Source organism: Methanoculleus frigidifontis (genome assembly GCF_030464345.1).
In the GTDB taxonomy this organism is placed as follows: domain Archaea; phylum Halobacteriota; class Methanomicrobia; order Methanomicrobiales; family Methanoculleaceae; genus Methanoculleus_A; species Methanoculleus_A frigidifontis.
Genome location: NZ_VCYH01000001.1, coordinates 412,476 through 429,523, shown reverse-complemented (window position 1 = coordinate 429,523; position 17,048 = coordinate 412,476). Strand labels below are relative to the sequence as shown.

The 17,048-nt window shown below is 63.0% G+C and carries 15 protein-coding genes and 1 pseudogene; 10 read left to right on the top strand and 6 right to left on the bottom strand.

Translation table 11 applies throughout. The features are described from left to right. Positions 1–22 precede the first annotated feature (22 nt). Positions 23–295 (top strand): hypothetical protein, encoded by a 273-nt coding sequence (locus FGU65_RS02110; protein ID WP_301662929.1) that lies wholly within the window; start codon positions 23–25, stop codon positions 293–295. Positions 296–416: 121 nt separating this feature from the next. On the opposite strand, the pseudogene FGU65_RS02105 reads toward FGU65_RS02110, so the two are convergent. After that, positions 417–599, bottom strand: a pseudogene (locus FGU65_RS02105) (DEAD/DEAH box helicase); the annotation flags it as partial. A gap of 221 nt (positions 600–820) precedes the next feature. Here FGU65_RS02105 and FGU65_RS02100 point away from each other — a divergent pair. Together FGU65_RS02100 and FGU65_RS02095 are read left to right on the top strand one after the other, a co-directional pair. After that, the gene (locus tag FGU65_RS02100) at positions 821–1,447 is read left to right on the top strand and encodes a 3-keto-alpha-glucoside-1,2-lyase-like domain-containing protein (protein WP_301662741.1); all 627 of its coding nucleotides are present in this window, start codon (positions 821–823) and stop codon (positions 1,445–1,447) included. A 193-nt stretch (positions 1,448–1,640) separates the two neighbouring features. Beyond that, complete coding sequence (locus tag FGU65_RS02095; protein ID WP_301662740.1) at positions 1,641–1,823, top strand: hypothetical protein; 183 nt, start codon at positions 1,641–1,643, stop codon at positions 1,821–1,823. Between the two features lie 14 nt (positions 1,824–1,837). On the opposite strand, the gene FGU65_RS02090 is transcribed toward FGU65_RS02095, so the two are convergent. The 3 genes from FGU65_RS02090 to FGU65_RS02080 are packed head-to-tail and all read right to left on the bottom strand — an operon-like array spanning position 1,838 to position 4,411. Next, positions 1,838–2,413, bottom strand: a complete 576-nt coding sequence (locus tag FGU65_RS02090; protein WP_301662739.1) for a class I SAM-dependent methyltransferase — start codon at positions 2,411–2,413, stop codon at positions 1,838–1,840. Further along, on the bottom strand, positions 2,410–2,724 hold the full coding sequence (locus FGU65_RS02085; protein WP_301662738.1) for an SHOCT domain-containing protein: 315 nt from the start codon (positions 2,722–2,724) through the stop codon (positions 2,410–2,412). Before FGU65_RS02085 ends, FGU65_RS02090 begins: the two co-directional genes overlap by 4 nt. Before the next feature lie 43 nt (positions 2,725–2,767). Next, entirely contained in the window at positions 2,768–4,411 is a 1,644-nt protein-coding gene (locus tag FGU65_RS02080; protein ID WP_301662737.1) for an NAD+ synthase, read from the bottom strand. Between the two features lie 186 nt (positions 4,412–4,597). Between FGU65_RS02080 and FGU65_RS02075 the strand changes: the two genes are divergently transcribed. Then, positions 4,598–6,589 (top strand): monovalent cation:proton antiporter family protein, encoded by a 1,992-nt coding sequence (locus FGU65_RS02075; protein ID WP_301662736.1) that lies wholly within the window; start codon positions 4,598–4,600, stop codon positions 6,587–6,589. A 13-nt stretch (positions 6,590–6,602) separates the two neighbouring features. On the opposite strand, the gene msvR is transcribed toward FGU65_RS02075, so the two are convergent. Further along, positions 6,603–7,400 (bottom strand): transcriptional factor MsvR, encoded by a 798-nt coding sequence (gene msvR / locus FGU65_RS02070; protein ID WP_301662735.1) that lies wholly within the window; start codon positions 7,398–7,400, stop codon positions 6,603–6,605. 86 nt (positions 7,401–7,486) lie between these two features. Between msvR and FGU65_RS02065 the strand changes: the two genes are divergently transcribed. From FGU65_RS02065 to FGU65_RS02050, 4 genes are all read left to right on the top strand, one after another. Then, complete coding sequence (locus FGU65_RS02065; RefSeq protein WP_301662734.1) at positions 7,487–8,704, top strand: FprA family A-type flavoprotein; 1,218 nt, start codon at positions 7,487–7,489, stop codon at positions 8,702–8,704. 151 nt (positions 8,705–8,855) lie between these two features. Continuing rightward, complete coding sequence (locus FGU65_RS02060; protein WP_301662733.1) at positions 8,856–9,506, top strand: hypothetical protein; 651 nt, start codon at positions 8,856–8,858, stop codon at positions 9,504–9,506. Then, on the top strand, positions 9,503–10,189 hold the full coding sequence (locus FGU65_RS02055; protein ID WP_301662732.1) for a phosphoribosyltransferase: 687 nt from the start codon (positions 9,503–9,505) through the stop codon (positions 10,187–10,189). Before FGU65_RS02060 ends, FGU65_RS02055 begins: the two co-directional genes overlap by 4 nt. A 48-nt stretch (positions 10,190–10,237) precedes the next feature. Further along, a complete protein-coding gene (locus FGU65_RS02050) occupies positions 10,238–12,400 on the top strand; it encodes an amino acid permease (protein ID WP_301662731.1) in 2,163 nt (720 codons plus the stop codon). Positions 12,401–12,411: 11 nt separating this feature from the next. On the opposite strand, the gene FGU65_RS02045 is transcribed toward FGU65_RS02050, so the two are convergent. Next, on the bottom strand, positions 12,412–12,597 hold the full coding sequence (locus tag FGU65_RS02045; RefSeq protein ID WP_301662730.1) for a hypothetical protein: 186 nt from the start codon (positions 12,595–12,597) through the stop codon (positions 12,412–12,414). Positions 12,598–12,944: 347 nt separating this feature from the next. Between FGU65_RS02045 and FGU65_RS02040 the strand changes: the two genes are divergently transcribed. Both FGU65_RS02040 and FGU65_RS02035 read left to right on the top strand, forming a co-directional pair. Further along, the gene (locus FGU65_RS02040) at positions 12,945–15,338 is read left to right on the top strand and encodes a PAS domain-containing sensor histidine kinase (RefSeq protein ID WP_301662729.1); all 2,394 of its coding nucleotides are present in this window, start codon (positions 12,945–12,947) and stop codon (positions 15,336–15,338) included. After that, on the top strand, positions 15,328–17,031 hold the full coding sequence (locus FGU65_RS02035) for a PAS domain S-box protein (protein WP_301662728.1): 1,704 nt from the start codon (positions 15,328–15,330) through the stop codon (positions 17,029–17,031). Before FGU65_RS02040 ends, FGU65_RS02035 begins: the two co-directional genes overlap by 11 nt. Positions 17,032–17,048 lie beyond the last annotated feature (17 nt).

The following is a 17,048-nucleotide window of genomic DNA, read 5'->3' as shown; positions in this document are numbered from 1 at the left end:
TCGTCTTCGGGAGGACGCGGTAGTGGAGGTTTTCCCGGTTGAAGCTCCCGAAGAACCCGGCGGGGCTTTTGAGGCCGACCTGCCGGACGATGTCGTCCTGGACGGTCGGGATGGCGGTCGCCGTAAGGGCAATGACGGGAACGCGCGGGAACTGCTGCCGGAGCGGCCGGAGCCTGCGGTACTCGGGCCGGAAGTTGTGGCCTCACACCGAGATGCAATGCGCCTCGTCGACGGCGATGAGCCGGAGGTCTGCCCGGGAGAGGAGGGAGAGAAACTGCGGCAGCACCGCTCGTGACTGCCCGTTCGGTGGCGACGCGTTCTGCGTAGGTCATCGGGCTGTTGAACGTCGCGGCGGGGATGCCGTTCGCCGCAAGGGCATCGACCTGGTCCTTCATCAGCGAGATGAGCGGCGAGACGACGACCGCAAGGCCGCCGAGGAGGAGGGCCGGGAGCTGGTAGCAGAGCGATCTTCCACCCCCGGTCGCGAGGACCGCAAAGACGTCTCTTCCTGCGAGGACGGCATCGATGATCTCCTTCTGCAGCGGCCGGAACGTCGTGTAGCCGAAGTAGCGCTCAAGAATGTCGTATTTTGAAGTCATTGAGTCACAGGATCCGGGGCTGGTTGGGCTATTGCGCGGCCGGCATGTCATTGGCATACCAATAGTATTTGTCATATTTTCGCGGATGAGACAGATAAACACATTCTTGTTTATCTGCAATGAGATTCACGGAACGGTCAAAGTGCCTCCGGAGAGCTGTCTGATTTATTTTAAGGAAGATATATAACCAATGGAATATATCGTCCCGGGCGTGGGAGCGTATGAAGACTACTGCATTTCTGATTGGCCTGATCGTGTTTGCCACGGTCATTGTTTCGAGCGCGGCCGCCCAGGATGTGCTCTTTGAAGACGACATGGACGAGTGGAAGGATCCCTGGATGAATCCGGAGAATGTCGACCCGGCGTACGGCGAGATAGCGTATGAAGGCGGGGCGCTTCAGTTGATGGATTATACAGATGAAAACTTCACCTATACCATCCTGAACAAGGAGTTCAGCGATTTCATTCTTGCAGTCGAGATAGAACTAGTTGAAGGGAATGCTGACAACTGGTACCACATATTCACGCGTGTCCAGGAACAGGGGTTCTATGTCTTTTCAATCAGCGCCGACGGGTGGTACCAGATACGGAAAATTGAGAGTGGAGAGGTCGAGTCCCTCGTTGAACCGACAGAGTCCGAGTACATCGTTCAGGGCCGCGATGCCACCAATACCGTCAGGATCGAAAGCATCGGTGATGAGATGACCCTCTTCGTCAATGACTGGCGCCTGGAAACGGTTCAGGATTCGAGCTTCAGCACAGGCAAGATAGCACTGGGAACCGAATCGCTCTCTGGCAGTTTCACAACGACAGCTTTCGATAATCTCGTCATTGTAGAACCAGCCTGATCTCATTCTTCACGGGACAGTGAGCCGCCGACCCACCTCACTGCCCCTCTCTTTCGGGCTCTTTTCTGTGCATATGTCACCAGCCCGGCGGCTATGTCCTCCGACCGTGCGGCAGCGACGACCGGGAAGCGTCTCCCCTTCACGCCGGCGCGGGATCGATGGGCATATCCCGGATGAAATCCCTGCAGTGGGTATGAAGAATATCGAGATGTCGGTCGACGGAACCGTCCTGACGATCAGAGTCGACCTGGCGAAGGAATTCGGAGTCTCGAAGAGCGGAAAATCGATCACCATTGCATCGACCGAAGGGAACATCTCGGTCCCCGAACACGAGGAGATCAAGATCGGGCTGAACATCTACCGCAAAAAGGAGTGAACCCATCCAGGCCGCTACCGCGTGCAGACGGTGACGGCGAACCCGTTTGCGGCGTTCGTAAACCGCGTGGACGAAAGTCCTGCCCCGGCAATCAGCGCCTCGACCTCGCCCCGGGAGAAGAACCGGGCGTGGGAGAGGAACCGCGACTTTTCACCGTCGCAGAGATACTTTTTCGCAATGGCGCCGTCCCGCTCGATGAACGCCAGCACGAGGCGGCCGCCGGGCGCGAGGATGCGGTGCGCCTCGGCGAGCGCCTGCGCCGGATTAGGGAGGTAGCAGATCACCGTGACCATCAGGGCGAGGTCGAACGCCCCGTCGCAGAGCGGGAGAGATTCGGCAGAACCCAGAATCACCGCGATACCGCGCTCCCGGGCGAGCCGCGCCATTCCTGCAGCCGGCTCGATACCGCAGCAAAGCCCGAGCGGAGCGGCGAACCGGCCTGTCCCGACGCCGATCTCGACCCCGCGGCGGAAGGTTCCGGTGCCGGCGGCGACGAGGGCGAGCTCCTGCCGGTAGGCCTCCGGGTGGTCGTCGAACCAGCGGTCGTAATCGTCCGCATACCGGTGAAAGCGGTCGACGATGCCCTTCACCGCTCGAGCTCCTCCTGCATCGCCCGGTACTCCTCGTCCGATATCTCGCCCTCGGCATGCCAGCGCTCGATCATGCAACGTGCCTCCTCCTCCGATTCCGCCCCGCCGCGGCGATCGGTCTGCCGGACGACGAGGTAGAGAAAGAGGAAGAGAAAGCCGACCATCGGCAGGGCGACCGGGACGAACCAGTAGAACCCGCGCATCCCCCGCTTCTCCGCGTCCTTCCAGACGAGCAGCCCGAGGAGCAGGAGGAGCAGAGAGCCCAGGGCGATGAAGAGCCAGACGGCTTCGGGAACGGCAGGGTCAGGCATACGCTCTGGGGGTGCAGGCGGGACAAAACAGTTTCCCCCAACGTCACCACTCGCCCCGGGCGATCGGCATCCCCCATCCGGTCCCGAACGCACGGTCAGTCACCTTGAGCCCAGGCGGCGCCTGCTTCCGCTTGAACTCGGCGTTCCGGACCATCCGGAGCACCCGCTCGACCTCCCCTGCCGGAAACCCGGCCGCGACGATCTCGGCGGCAGACTCGTGAAGGTCGATGTGGCGGTAGAGTATGGCGTCGAGGACCTCGTAGGGCGGGAGGGTGTCCTGGTCGGTCTGGTCCGGCCGGAGCTCCGCAGACGGCGGTTTTGTGATGATCTCCTCCGGGATAACCACACCATTCCGGTTCAGCCACCGGGCGAGCCGGTAGACCATCCCCTTCGGCACGTCGGCGATCACCGCAAGCCCTCCCGCCATATCGCCGTAGATGGTCGAGTAGCCGACCGAGAGTTCGGACTTGTTCCCGGTCGAGAGGAGCAGGGAGCCAAGCTTGTTGGAGAGCGCCATCAGGATGACCGCCCGGATGCGTGCCTGCATATTCTCCTCGGTGATGTCAGGGGAGAGGCCGGCGAAGACCTCCTGCAGGATATCGTCGAAAGCGTCCATGGCTCCCCGGATCGGAAGGACGATGGTGCGGATCCCGAGGTTTCCGGCGAGGATCTGCGCATCATTGACGCTCCCGGCGCTCGAGTAGGGCGAGGGCATCAGGACGCCGAGGACACGTTCCGCTCCCACCGCTTCGGCGGCGACCGCGGCCACCACCGCCGAGTCGATACCGCCCGAGAGGCCGAGCAGGACCGAGGAGAAACCGGTCTTCCGGACGTAGTCGCGGGTGCCGAGCACCAGCGCCCGCCAGATCTCGGACTCAGGGATAAAGTCGTCGGCCGCGACGCTCGCGCTCCCCGGGCGGTCGAGGTCGACACAGACCAGATCTTCGGTGAACCCCGCTCCCCGGGCGATCAGCGTCCCGGCCGCGTCGAAGACCGAACTCCTGCCGGCGAAGACCAGATCGTCGTTCCCCCCGACCTGGTTGACGTAGGCGAGCGGGGCACCGTACTTCCGCGCCATCTCCCCGAGCATCCGCTCCCGGAGCGCCTGTTTGCCGGCCGTAAAGGGCGAGGCCGAGATGTTGACGATCACCTCCGCCCCGGCCCTGACAAGCTCGGCGATAGGATCGATCCGGTAGCGCCGCCTGCTCCAGAAGTCGCGGTCGTTCCAGATATCCTCGCAGATCGAGATCCCGATGCTATGCCCGCCGAGGTGGAGAACCTGCGCGTCCCCCGCGGCGGGCTCGAAGTAGCGGTCTTCGTCGAAGACGTCGTAGGTCGGAAGCAGCGTCTTTCGAAAGGTCTGCACCACACGGCCGCCGTGGAGAAGGGCGGCGGCGTTGTAGAGCGGTCGGCCGGCGGATTCGGGGTTTCGCTCCGGAAAGCCGACCAGGACCGGCGGAGCCCCCGCGAGATCCCGGGCAAGGCCGTCGAGCACCTCGCGACACCGGCCGACGAACAGGTTCATCAGAAGCAGATCGCGGGGAGGATAGCCGGCGAGGGCGAGCTCAGGGGTGACGATGAGATCGGGAGCGTTGACGGCAGCGCTCCGGACGGCGGCGGCGATCTTTGCTGCGTTGCCGTCGAGGTCGGCCACGGTCGTATTCAGCTGGAGGAGTGCAAGTCTCATCGAGGTAGCCCCGCGTCTCCCGTACTGTTCTGTCGATAAAACCGCATATGCCTTTGCATCCTGCCGCGCCCGCGGAGCGGCGCAGGGTGATACGTCTATATAGAAACCACGCCGATATCATACGCGAAATGACAGCTTTCCGGCCGGCCGGACCGGATGAGCCCGACTCCCGGAGCATAACAACCCATGGTATTCGATATTCTCACCCTCGTCACCGCCATTCTCATCGTCTCGGTCACGGTGCTGCTCCTCTGCCAGCGGTTCAATATCCCGAGCATCGTCGGGTTCCTGCTGATCGGCATGGTCGCGGGGCCCTTCGGCCTCGGGCTGATCCGGGATATCGAACTGGTGCAGATACTGGCCGAAGGCGGCATCATCCTCCTGCTCTTCACCATCGGACTTGAGTTCTCCTTTGAAAAACTCCTCGAGGCCCGGCGGACGGTTCTGGTCGGCGGAGCCCTCCAGGTCGCGGTCACCATCGTCGTCGTCGCTGCCTCCTCGCTCGTACTCGGCCTCCCATGGGGAGAATCCGTCTTCCTCGGGTTCCTCGTCTCGCTCTCGAGTACCGCCATTGTCATGAAGGTCTTCCAGGAGCGGGGCGAGATCGAGAGCCTCCCGGGAAGAGCGGTGCTCGGGATCCTGATCTTTCAGGACCTCATCATCATCCCGATGATGCTCGTAACCCCGTTCCTGGCTGGGGGGGCAGCAGCCTCGGCCGATACGGGGACGCTGGTGAGCATGGCGGTCTACGACATGCTCATCCTCGCCGTGATCTTCGTCGGCGGCCGCTGGTTCGTCCCGCGCGTCCTCTTCCACGCAGCCCGCAGGGCGAGCAGGGAACTCTTCCTCTTCGCCGTCGCGGCGACCGTATTCTCAATCGCGTGGCTGACCGCGAGCGCCGGGCTCTCACTCGCGCTCGGTGCGTTCTTTGCCGGCCTCATCATCGGCGAATCGGAGTACAACATCGAGGCGCTCAGCAGCATCCTGCCCTTCCGCGACGTCCTGACCGGGCTCTTCTTCGTCTCCATCGGGATGCTCCTCAATACCGTGCAGCTCCTCGCGCACCCCCTGGAGATCCTGCTGGTCGTCGCGGCGATCTTCATCATCAAGGCGCTGGCCTGCTCGCTCTCGGCAGTCGTCCTCGGCCTTCCCCTGCGGGCGGTCGTCGCGGTCGGCCTGGCGCTCAGCCAGATCGGAGAGTTCTCGTTCATCCTTGCCGAGACCGGGCTTTCCCTCGGCGTCATCGAGGGCCACATGTACCAGGTCTTCCTGGCGTCGGCGATCATTACCATGACCGCGACCCCCTTCCTGATCGGCGCTGCACCCCGGGTTGCCGACATTCTGCACGAGCGGGCTCCCGCAGCGCTGCGCACCCGGGGCGTCGAGGCCGCCGCAGAAAGGGAGCGGCGTTCCGATCACCTGATCGTCGTGGGCTTCGGGCTGACCGGCAGGAGCGTCGCCCGGGCGGCGAAGGTCGCCGGGATCCGCTACACCGTCATCGAGAGCAACCCCTCAACGGTGAAGGCGGAGCGGGGGCGGAAGGTGGATATCCTCTACGGCGACGCCACCCGCCGCGAGGTGCTGGAGCACGCCGATATCGAGAATGCACGTGTCCTGGTCGTCGTCATCTCGGATCGTTCATCGATCGGCAGGGTGATCCGGGCGGCGCGGGCGCTCAATCCCTCTATCTACGTCATCGCCAGGACGCGGTATATGGCAGAGGTCTCGCCGCTGATCGATCTCGGCGCCGACGAGGTGATCAGCGAAGAATACGAGTCCTCCATCGAGATATTCACCCGGGTGCTCGGCAAGTACTTCATCCCGCACGACGAGATCGAGCGGCTCATCGCGGAGCTCCGGAGCAGCGGATACCAGATGCTCCGCCGCCCGTCTGATTTCGAGCGGTCGCTCGAAGATCTCAGGCTCTGCGCCCCCGACCTTGCCATCCAGACCGTCCGGGTCGCCCCCGGTTCAGGGGCTGCCGGTAAGACCCTTGCCGACCTCGACCTGCGGAGGAGCTACGGGGTGACCGTCCTCGCCATCCGGAGGGAGAGCGACACCGTCGCCGTTCCCGGCGGCGACGTCCCCATCGGCGAGGGGGATCTGCTCGTCATGCTCGCCTCCGGTTGCAGCATGGAGGCGATCCTCCCCCTCTTCCGCCCGTCATCCCCGGCCTGACGGGGAAGGAACGCTATTTTTCAGTCACCGCCTGCTCTGATTCTTTCGGGGCGATCAGAAAGCGGCAGTGATCGCTGCCCATCGCATAGCATGTAGTCTCCTCGACAGAGCAGTCCGCCGCAAAGTGCCGGGAGAATACCGCCCGAAGGATCCCTGCATCGAAAGCACAGGCGGGCCGGCCGAGTTCGGGCAGGTCTCCGCACTCAAAACAGTCGTAGACCCTGATGACGAGAGGCGAGAGGCTCTCAACCTCGATAGTCCCGAGATTGCTTTCGGTCCAGAATTTCTGCAGGTTTACAAGGAGTCCGGCAATGTCAGCGTCCGCGATATCCGGGTAGAGGTGCTGCCCGACACGATACCCGGCGTTCTGCAGGACCGGATCAATGTTAATCCCTTCCGAAAGAAGCGAGACGCGGATGGTGCGGAACATGTAGCGGTAAAACGCGAAGGGGTCGCCGCCGGCTACCGGCTCTCCGGCATCCTCGTCCTGCAGGGCAAGTCCCTGCGAGAGGTTCCCCACGCAGGGTGAACGGATGAAGAATATCTTTCTGCGCGAATCCCCGGGATCGCCTTTCGATCCGACAATCCCTTCCTCCTCCATCGTTTTGAGGTGGACCGAGACCGTGGACTTCGCCTTGCCCGAGAGCCGGACGATCTCGTCGAAGGGAAGTTCCCGTGAACGAAGCAAATTCAAAATCTCGGTGTGAGGCGGCGACTGGACTGCCCGGACGCCCGAGGACGTCGAGAATAGTTCGATCGGGGACGGTCCTGCCGGTGCCGGTTTTTTCCGGGGGTTTGCGGTTTTTCTCATCTCTCCCAGGAGTATTTCGCAATGTTCATATATAGTATGTTCGTAACAAATAGAATGTTCGTTTAATACCGAACGATGTGGTTGCCATGAAAGCGGAATCCTATAAAATTGCAGATGGTGTGTACTGGGTCGGGTCGCTCGACTGGGACCTGCGAACCTACCACGGCTACACCCTTGACGGAACGTCCTACAACTGCTACCTCCTCTTCGGTGAGAAGACCGTGCTCATCGACAACGTGTACCCCGGCCACTCCGCCCAGATGTGGGCACGCATTGCCGATGCGTGTGCGAAGGAAGGAAAGAAGGAAGAGATCGACGTCATCGTCCAGAACCATATCGAGAAGGATCACTCAGGCGCCCTTGTCGAGATCCACAAAAAATTCCCAAACGCTCCGATCTATTGTACGGAGATTGCCCACAACGGCCTCCTCCGGCACTTCCCGGCCCTTGAGGGCGCGACCTTCCACCACGTCAAGACCGGCGATACACTCGATCTCGGGGGCAAGACGCTTGCCTTCGTTGACGCGCCGCTCCTCCACTGGCCGGACTCGATGTTCACGCTCTATGCCGAGAAGGGCATTCTCTTCCCGAACGATGCATTCGGTCAGCACCTCTGCTACCCGCAACGGCTGGATGCGGAGATCCCCGAGCACGTCCTGATGGATGCCACGCAGAAGTTCTATGCCAACCTGATCGTGCCCCTGACCCCGCGATTCCTGAAGAAGGCGGAGGAACTGACCGATCTTGGCCTTCTCGAGAAGGTGAAGATGATCTGCCCCTCGCACGGCCAGATCTGGACGGATCCCGGAAAGGTCATCGGGGCATACGTGAACTGGGCCTCCGGCGCCGGCAGGAAGAACAAGGTGACGATCATCTACGACACCATGCACGGTTCGACCAGGATGCTCGCCCACAGCCTCGCGGAAGGAGTCATCGCAGGCGGGTGCGACGCAAAGCTCTTCAACCTGCACGAAGACGAGCGTTCCGAGATCGCCAAGCACATCCTCGACGCAAAGGCGGTCATGGTCGGCGTCCCGACCATCAATGACATGCCCTATCCGAGCGTCGGGGATCTCATGTACTACCTCAAAGGGCTGCAGTTCAAACGGACGGGAGAGCGTTTTGCCCTCTCGTTCGGGTCGATGGGCGGCAGAGGCGGCGGCGCGAAGGTCGTTGCCGACGAACTTACCGCCGCCGGCTTCACGGTTGTCGACACGCAGGAAGTCCTCTACGTCCCCGACGGCAGCGAGCTCGACCGTGCATTCGAGGCCGGAAGAGCGATGGCCGACCGGATCCGGAACTAATTCTTCTTTTTTATCCGTTTTTAGGGAACGATTTTTCTACTCTCCGGGCAGGACCGGACCCCGGCGCCGTTATCCGGGACGACTCTTAGGATATCCCGGCATCCCGATCGGCACGATCGCTCCGGGCCACGAGGTCATCCGGCGCTCGTACGTGGGCGGCCTGCTCAACGCCTGCGTGGATTGGTGCACCGGCGTCTCGAACGACAAAGCCACCATCGTCTCCGACACGCTGCACCACCCGGGCCGACCTTACGGCGCAGACGGTTTCGACGGGGGCGTGGCCGTGAAGGTCTGCATCCTCCGGGGCGGCAAATTCGAGGCAACCACTGCAGCAACGCCGTCACCGATGTCCCGGACTCCAGAACCGTGCTCGCCCGCGATCCAGGACGAGGTGTATCCAACCGTCGCGGATGCCTTTCAGCTCCCTCCACGGCATCCGGCCGGGACGGCTCTGGGCAAAGAAGATCGGACCTGCCCTTCGGATCTCACGGAGGAGGGGGCGGCGCGATACAGATCATCACGGAGAGCCTCGGCGAAGGCGGGCATCGAACCAATAAGCGACGGCTACGAGCTCCTCTACAAGCCCGACGCTGCGGGGCTTGCAGAGTGGTATGCACTCGGGCAGGAGAACCGCACACCGCGTAAAGACTCTGTGATCCCCCCGCATGCAACCTACAAACGATCTGCCGCAGGTGGGATGCAGCCCGGGGATATCTACACGTCATGCCCGCATCCGGCTGCGCCAGAGAGACGCCCCTCCCTACCCATTTATATGCTGCCCCTCCCATCCCATCCACGATGATCCCGGAAACCTTCACCTGCGACCTCGTCTCCTGGGACCGTGCCGTCCGTCTCTCCCGCGCCCTTGCGGCGACGGTCCGGGACGCGGGCTATCGGCCTGAGATGGTGATCGCCATCGGACGCGGCGGCTACGTCCCGGCCCGCATCGTCTGCGACAGTCTCCTCCTGAATGACCTGACCGGCATCAAGATAGAGCACTGGGGGATCGCGGCCTCGAAGGGGAAGGAGGCATCGATCCGCTACCCGCTCGCGGCGAATGTCCGCGACCTCGACGTCCTGATCGTCGACGACGTCACCGACACCGGCCTGACCCTCCGGCTCGCGGCCGGGTACGTCGAGGGGTTTGGACCGCGGGAGGTTCGGACGGGAGTGCTCCAGCACAAGGGCACCTCTTCATTCAGCCCGGATTATTACGTCGAGTATATCACCGACTGGCGGTGGGTGATCTATCCCTGGGCGATGCATGAAGACCTGGTGGGCTTCACCGGGAAGGTGCTCACAGAGCAGGCCAAAAGCCTTGCGGAGATCCGGACAGAGCTCTCCCGCCGGTATGCGATAGCCGCCGATGAGGAAGAGATCATGGCGGCGCTGGCCGACCTGCTGACGCTCGGGAGGGCGGTCGAGGAGGGATCGCACTATCGCCGGAGGGAAACGACGGAAAACCAGAGCTCATTTCACCGATGAGGGACATGCCTTCTTTCGAAGCGGACAGGTATTTCTATGGCGCCGGAGATGACAGAGCGGGCTGAAGCAGAGATCCCGACGTTCGGGACGGTCAAAGGCGTGCTGGTGCCCACACTCCTGACGATCCTCGGGGTCATCATGTACCTGCGCCTCGGCTGGGTCGTCGGGAACGTCGGCCTGCTCGGCGCCTGGTCGATCATCCTCATCGCTTTTGGGATCACGACCGCCACGGCGCTCTCGATCTCGTCGATCGTCAGCAACGTCCGGATCGGTGCAGGGGGCGCGTATGCCATCATCACCCGGTCGCTCGGGCTTGAGATCGGCGGCAGCATCGGGGTGCCGCTCTACCTTTCGCTCGCGCTCTCGATGGCGCTGTACATCTTCGGGTTCCGGGAGGGGCTGCGGTACCTCTTCCCGGAGGTATCGGCGCTCGTCGTCGATTTTACCGTCTTTGCCGTCCTCTTCATCATCGTCTTCATCAGCACCGAGATCGCGTTCCGCGTCCAGTACGGCGTCCTCGCCGTCATCATCGCCTCGCTCCTCTCTATCGCCGCCGCCGGACTGCCGGCGGTGCCGGAACTTGCGTTCACCAGGCCGACGCCGCCTCTCTCGTTCTGGGTGGTCTTTGCGGTCTTCTTCCCGGCGGCGACCGGGATCATGGCAGGCGCGAATATGTCGGGAGAACTCAAAAATCCGCGGCAGAGCATTCCTTTCGGCACGCTTGCGGCGATCGCCGTCAGCCTCGCCGTCTACCTGGCCCTTGCCGGGTGGCTTGCCGGTTCCGCGAGCCCCGAAGACCTCGCATCCGACTTCACCATCCTGATCCGGACCTCGGCATTCGGCCTGCTCGTCCTGGCCGGGCTCCTCGCCGCGACCTTCTCCTCGGCTCTGAACTCTCTCGTCGGGGCGTCCCGCGTCCTCCACGCCATGGGCGAGCACGACATCCTTCCCGGGAGCGCCTGGATCACCCGCCGCTCGGCCGCCGGGGTTCCGCGAAACGCTCTCCTGGTGACCGCCCTGATCGTGGTCGCGGCGCTCCTGCTCCGCGATCTCAACGCGATCGCACCGCTGATCACGATGTTCTTCCTGATCACCTACGCCATGATCAACATCGTCATCCTGGTGGAGCAGAGCCTCGGCCTGGTGAGCTTCCGCCCGCGCCTCACCATCCCGCGTGCGGTTCCGCTCGCCGGAGCCGCCGGCTGCCTCTTTGCCATGTTCGTCATCAACCCGCTCTTCAGCCTCTTTGCGGTCGTCCTGGTCGGAGCCTTCTATGCCGTCCTGATACAGCGTCACCTGAAGGAGACGCCCCCGTACGGCGACGTCAGGAGCAGCCTCTTCGTGGCGCTGGCAGAGTGGGCGGCAAAGAAGGCACAGACGCTTCCCTCATCACAGGAACGGGCATGGAGGCCGAACCTGCTTGTCCCGGTCGACAACCCGACGGAGTTTCGGGGCGTATCGGCGTTCGCCCGCGATATAACCTACCCGAGCGGTTCGGTCAGTATCCTCGGCGTGCATACCGGCGGCGAAGACCGGGACCTTGCAGTCCGCATCCCGTACCTTGCAGAGGATTTCCGGCAGGACGGCATCTTTACGAGCTGGACGATCGTCCGGGCTGCAACATTTGCCGTCGGGGTGACGACCAGCATGCAGGCGCTCAAAAGAACGATATTCCCCCCAAACATCGTCTTCCTCCGGATGCCGGACTCGGCGGAGCGGGAAGAGGAGACCGTGACGATCATCCGGAGAGCCGCCGAGAGCCGGATGGCGGGCGTCCTCTACGCCGCCCACCCAAAGGCAGGGCTCGGGCGCCGCAGGCAGATCAACCTCTGGATCCCGGAGGCCTGCATGGCGTGGACGCTCGGAAAGAAGCTGCCGAACTGCGATCTCGCCATCCTGATCGCCTACAAGCTCGTCATCAACTGGGATGCGGCCGTCACCGTCATTGCAGCGGTCGAAGACCCGGAGCGCGCCCCTGCCGTACGCGAGAGCCTCGAGACGCTCCTCGAGCAGGCACGCCTCCCGCACACCGACCTCCTGGTGATGAACGACCGGTTCGACGCAGCCCTCGGCAGCGAGCCGCAGGCCGATCTGAATATCTTCAGCCTCACCCTCGATCCCGACTTTGCAGCGATCCGCACGATCGTGGAGAAGACCCGGTCCACCTGCCTCTTCTGCCGTGACTCGACACGCGAGAGCGCACTGGTATGATCCCGCTCGTCTCAGAGCAGGGCGTACCATGCCGTGTAGGAGACGATCACCATCACGACGACGACAACGACCAGCGCTTTGTACCAGCAGCGGGAGCAGAGCCCCAGCCGCATCGTGCATTCGTCACAACAGGCGTCGCTGCAGAGTCTGCACTGCAGCGATGCTTTATTCTCGGGATGGCGCGAACAGGTCGTCATTGATGGAAGCATTTGCGTCCGCGGATATAAGAACCTGCTCTCATTCGCTCCTGCTGCGGGGAAGAGGCAGTCACCGGAGGGGTGCGCAGGCAGGTTTCACCAAAAACCGGCCGTTTCGCCGGAATACTGCTCTGCCGCCGGTCGGGATCGAACATCGCCGTCCTGCGTATTTCGGCGAACGAAATCCTGAAAATCCCGCACATGCGCGTGAACCATCCCGTGACCGCCTGGTGCATCCGGGAAAGGGTCTGCGCGCCGGACGACCATAATTCTCTTATTGGATGCAATATTATTTTATTACCCATAATATTTCTCCACCGATAAAATACAGGGGGCATTCCATTACCGTGAATACGACAGAGTCATACGTTTTCGATCCGATCGAAACATTCTCCGTCCCGGGCGAGCCGGATACCGGGGTTCTGGTCATCGACAGAACCAGAAACACCATCTGGGCCGACAGACTGCTGCAGGAGATCTTCCGGATGCCCTGCAGCGCCGATATCGACAGGAACGCCGTGCAGGCCGTCGGCAAATATCTGCTGCCCAGGCTGCAGGACCGCACCTGCAGGCACCAGCTGGAGAGCCTCCTGAACGCCCGACGGACGAGTCTCCTCTCCGAGTGCCGGATCCAGACCGCGTCGGGTGATCTCTGCCGATTTGTCTGTTCGGGTCAGCAGACGGGAGTACCGCTCTACCCCGACCTGATCGTCGTTCGCTTCCGAAAGATCCCTGAAGAAGCGACGGAGGAGCATCCGGGTCTCTCTGACACCTCCGCTGCGGCCGGGCGCGAAGCGAGGTTCCATATCCTCGCCGAGATCTCCCGGCTGCTGGATATCGGGACACTCCCGTCCGAGGAGATATTCAGGATGACGGCCGGCCTGCTCCCGGGCTGCTTCGCCCCGCACGGTGAGACGCACGCCAGGATCGTCATCGGGGAGGCGGTGTACGGATCGCCGCTCCCCGAAACACCCCGGAAAGCGGAGGCCGAGATCACCGTGCACGGCGACCGGGCCGGTGCCGTCGAGGTCGCCTATACGGACACCGGAGGTGCAGAACCGACCGATCCGTTCTGCAAAGAGGATTTCCTGCTTCTGCAGGTGGTCGCCGGCATGCTGGGACGGCTGCTCGACCGGATGCGGATCGAAGAGACGCTCGGCAGGCAGGCGGCGCTCATCGATCTCACCAACGACACCGTGACCGTCTGCGATATGGACGACCGTATTCTCTTCTGGAACCGGGGCGCCGAAGAAGAGTACGGCTGGCGGCGTGACGAGGTGCTTGGGCAGAAGATCCATGATCTCCTGCAGACGAGATCGCCTCGGCCGCTCGACGCCATCAGGGCAGATCTCCTCCGAACCGGACGCTGGGAGGGCGAGCTCGTCCAGGCGCGGCGTGACGGGTCGCGGCTGGTTGTCGCAAGCCGGTGGGCGCTGCAGCGCGCCGATGACGGCACGCCCGTCTCCATCCTTGAGACCAACACCAACATCACCGGAAAAAAACGAGCGGAAGCGGAGGTTCAGAAGCAGAACAGCCATCTTGCCATGCTCAATCAGATCATCAGCGCATCCGCATCCTCCCTTTCGTTCGACGAACTTTTAGAGACGTCGCTTGAAAAGACGCTCGATCTCCTCAGCTGCGGCGTCGGGATCACCTACGCCCTGGACGCCGAACGCACCCGGGCACTTCCCCGGTGCCGCCACGGCACTCCTGCATCGCTGCATGCCCGGCAGCGCTCCATCAACGTCCATCACTGGCCGTACAACTTCGTCTTCATCGGGGGACAGGCGCGCTACCTCGAGCAGCGGGAGGATCTCGGGATGATCGAAGCAGGAATCCTGCAGGAGTATGGGGTCTCCACGCTTGCATGTATCCCGCTCATCGCCGAGTCGATCGTCGTCGGCGCGCTCTTCATCGGCGATGCGGAAAAATCGGCCTTCTCTCCGGGAGAGAAGAATCTTCTGGAGGCGATCGGCAAAGAGATAGGCGCCGGGGTACTCCGCAGCATTCTCCACAAACGCCTTGAGACGGCGAACCGCGAAGCAAACCTCTACCTCGACATCATGATCCACGACATCCGGAACGCCGAGAACGTCGCCAGCCTCTACTCGGACCTCCTGGTCGAGATGCTCGACGGGCAGGCGGCAGAGTACGCAGAGAAGGTGCGCGGCAGTATCATGAAGGGGACCGACATCATCCGGCATGTCTCCGCCATCAGAAAGATCCGTCAGGAGTCCGTCGCCCTCGAACCGGTCTCTCTCGATCCCGTCGTCAAAAATCTGCTCCTGAACCGCCCGGGCGTGACCGTCGCCTCCGGCGGCCGTCCGCAAGAAGTATGGGCGGATGAGTTCCTCTTCGAGGTCTTCGAGCGGCTCGTCGACAACAGCATCCGGTTCGCTGGCCCGGACGCGGAGATCGTCATGCGGCTGGAGGAGTGCGACGACGAGGTGGTCGTCTCGGTGGAGGATACCGGGCCAGGCGTGGCTGACGACGCAAAAGAGGCGATCTTCTACCGTTTTGACCGTGAAAAGAACCAGGGCAGCGGAAAAGGGCTCGGCCTCTACATCGCCAGGATGCTGGTCGAGCGGTACGGCGGCCGGATCTGGGTGGAGAACCGGGTAGAGGGACGGCCGGATCTCGGCGCCGCATTCAGGTTCACTCTCCGCATCGTCGAGGCGGATCTCGACCGGCCGCGCTACAGCGAAGCGGACGAAGCCGCGGAGGATGAACGTGAACTTTGAGGGAGCAGGGCGGGCAATGCCGTCCCCGATGCATGCACCGGGTGCGCCCGTGCTCGGGCAGACGGCGGCGGCATTTTGGATCCTCGACGAACTCGAGGACGGGATCCTCATCGTGGCACGCGACGGCCGGATTGCCTGGGCAAACGCAGCCTGCGAGGCCTTTTTCGGCATAGCTCCGGGGTCTGCCAGAGACCTCGATCTTGCCGCTTTCATGCACCGCTTCGTCCTCCCCCTGGTGCCGGACAAAGGCTTCGGGGCGCGGATCGTCCCGGCGCTCGCCGGCGGCAGCGAGGTGCCGTGCTGCAGGTTCAGGGTCTGCCGGAACGGCTTCCCCGACGAGTGGCTATCCGTTTCAAGCCGGAAAATGGAGGATGAACGGTTCAGGGGCTCCCGGATGCTCCGATTCCAGGCCGTCACCGAACCCGAACCGGCGGTCGGCCCGGTGATGCACCTCGCGGAGGATGGTGAGATTCTCTCAGCAAACGGTGCCGCCGCCCCGCTGCTTGCGCACTGGAACGTCCTCGTCGGGGACCGGCTCCCGGAGTCGTGGATCCCGATGCTGCGTGCCGTCCTGGGAAGCGGAGCGGCCGAACGGATCGACCTTGCGACGGAGGCGTGCGTCTATGCCCTCACCTTTGCCCCGGTCTCAGGCGGCCGGATCATCGCCGTCTCCGGCACCGGGATCAGCCCGGCGGGAGAAGGCTCAAGACCGCCCGGGGATGAGTATCGCTACCGGGAGCTCTTCAACAGCATGAAGAGCGGGGCCGCCGTCTACGAGGCACGGGAGGGCGGACAAACCTTTGTCTTTAAGGATTTCAATCTCGCGGCCGAACGGATGGACGGCATCCCACGGGCGGAGGTTCTCGGAAAGACACTCACTGAGGTGTATCCGGGTGCGGAGTCCTTCGGCATCACCGATGCCCTGCGGCGCGTCTGGGAGACCGGCGAAGCAGAGGTGCTTCCCGTGCAGCTCTACCGGGACGACCGCCTCGTCCGATGGCGGGACAACTACATCTATCGCCTCCCCTCCGGCGAGCTCGTCGCCGTCTTCGACGACATGACGGCGCAGCACCGGGCAGAGAACACCCTGAAAGAGCGAGAGAGGATGTTCCGGGAGATTGCGCAGCGCAGTTTCGATATTATCTTCACCCTCGATGCGGCCGGGACGATCACCTACGTCTCACCGGCCGTCCGGAGGGTGCTCGGCTACGAACCCTCCGCGGCGATCGGCATGGCGGGGCGGGACTACATCACCCCGCAGCACCACGACCGGTATGCTGCTGCGGCCGAGCGGCTGCGTGCAGGCCGGGACGTTGAGGGGCTCATCTTCGAACTGACCCGGCGCGACGGGTCGACGGCATACGTGGAGGTGAACGCCTCCCCGATCACCAGCGACGGCTCCGTCACGGGCATCCAGGGCGTCGGCAGGGACATCACCGACCGGGTGAGGATGGAACAGGAGAAGAAGCAGGCTTACGACCGTATCAGCCGGAATATCGAGCAGTTCGCCGTCGTCGGCGACCACGTCCGCCAGCCGCTGCAGGTGCTCCTCGGCGTCGCCGATCTCGTCGAAGACGCATGGGGCGGGATGATCGTGGAGCAGGTGGAGCGGATCAACAGCATCATCAACGAGCTCGATCAGGGCTGGATCGAGTCGCGGAAGGTGCGCGAATTCCTCAAGCGCTACGACTAAAAACCGGCCGCTCACCG

Coding starts and splice junctions, on each gene's coding strand:
- FGU65_RS02100 (WP_301662741.1), top strand. CDS start 821: ATGAAGACTACTGCATTTCTGATTGGCCTGATCGTGTTTGCCACGGTC.
- FGU65_RS02095 (WP_301662740.1), top strand. CDS start 1,641: ATGAAGAATATCGAGATGTCGGTCGACGGAACCGTCCTGACGATCAGA.
- FGU65_RS02085 (WP_301662738.1), bottom strand. CDS start 2,724: ATGCCTGACCCTGCCGTTCCCGAAGCCGTCTGGCTCTTCATCGCCCTG.
- FGU65_RS02080 (WP_301662737.1), bottom strand. CDS start 4,411: ATGAGACTTGCACTCCTCCAGCTGAATACGACCGTGGCCGACCTCGAC.
- FGU65_RS02075 (WP_301662736.1), top strand. CDS start 4,598: ATGGTATTCGATATTCTCACCCTCGTCACCGCCATTCTCATCGTCTCG.
- msvR (WP_301662735.1), bottom strand. CDS start 7,400: ATGAGAAAAACCGCAAACCCCCGGAAAAAACCGGCACCGGCAGGACCG.
- FGU65_RS02065 (WP_301662734.1), top strand. CDS start 7,487: ATGAAAGCGGAATCCTATAAAATTGCAGATGGTGTGTACTGGGTCGGG.
- FGU65_RS02055 (WP_301662732.1), top strand. CDS start 9,503: ATGATCCCGGAAACCTTCACCTGCGACCTCGTCTCCTGGGACCGTGCC.
- FGU65_RS02050 (WP_301662731.1), top strand. CDS start 10,238: ATGACAGAGCGGGCTGAAGCAGAGATCCCGACGTTCGGGACGGTCAAA.
- FGU65_RS02045 (WP_301662730.1), bottom strand. CDS start 12,597: ATGACGACCTGTTCGCGCCATCCCGAGAATAAAGCATCGCTGCAGTGC.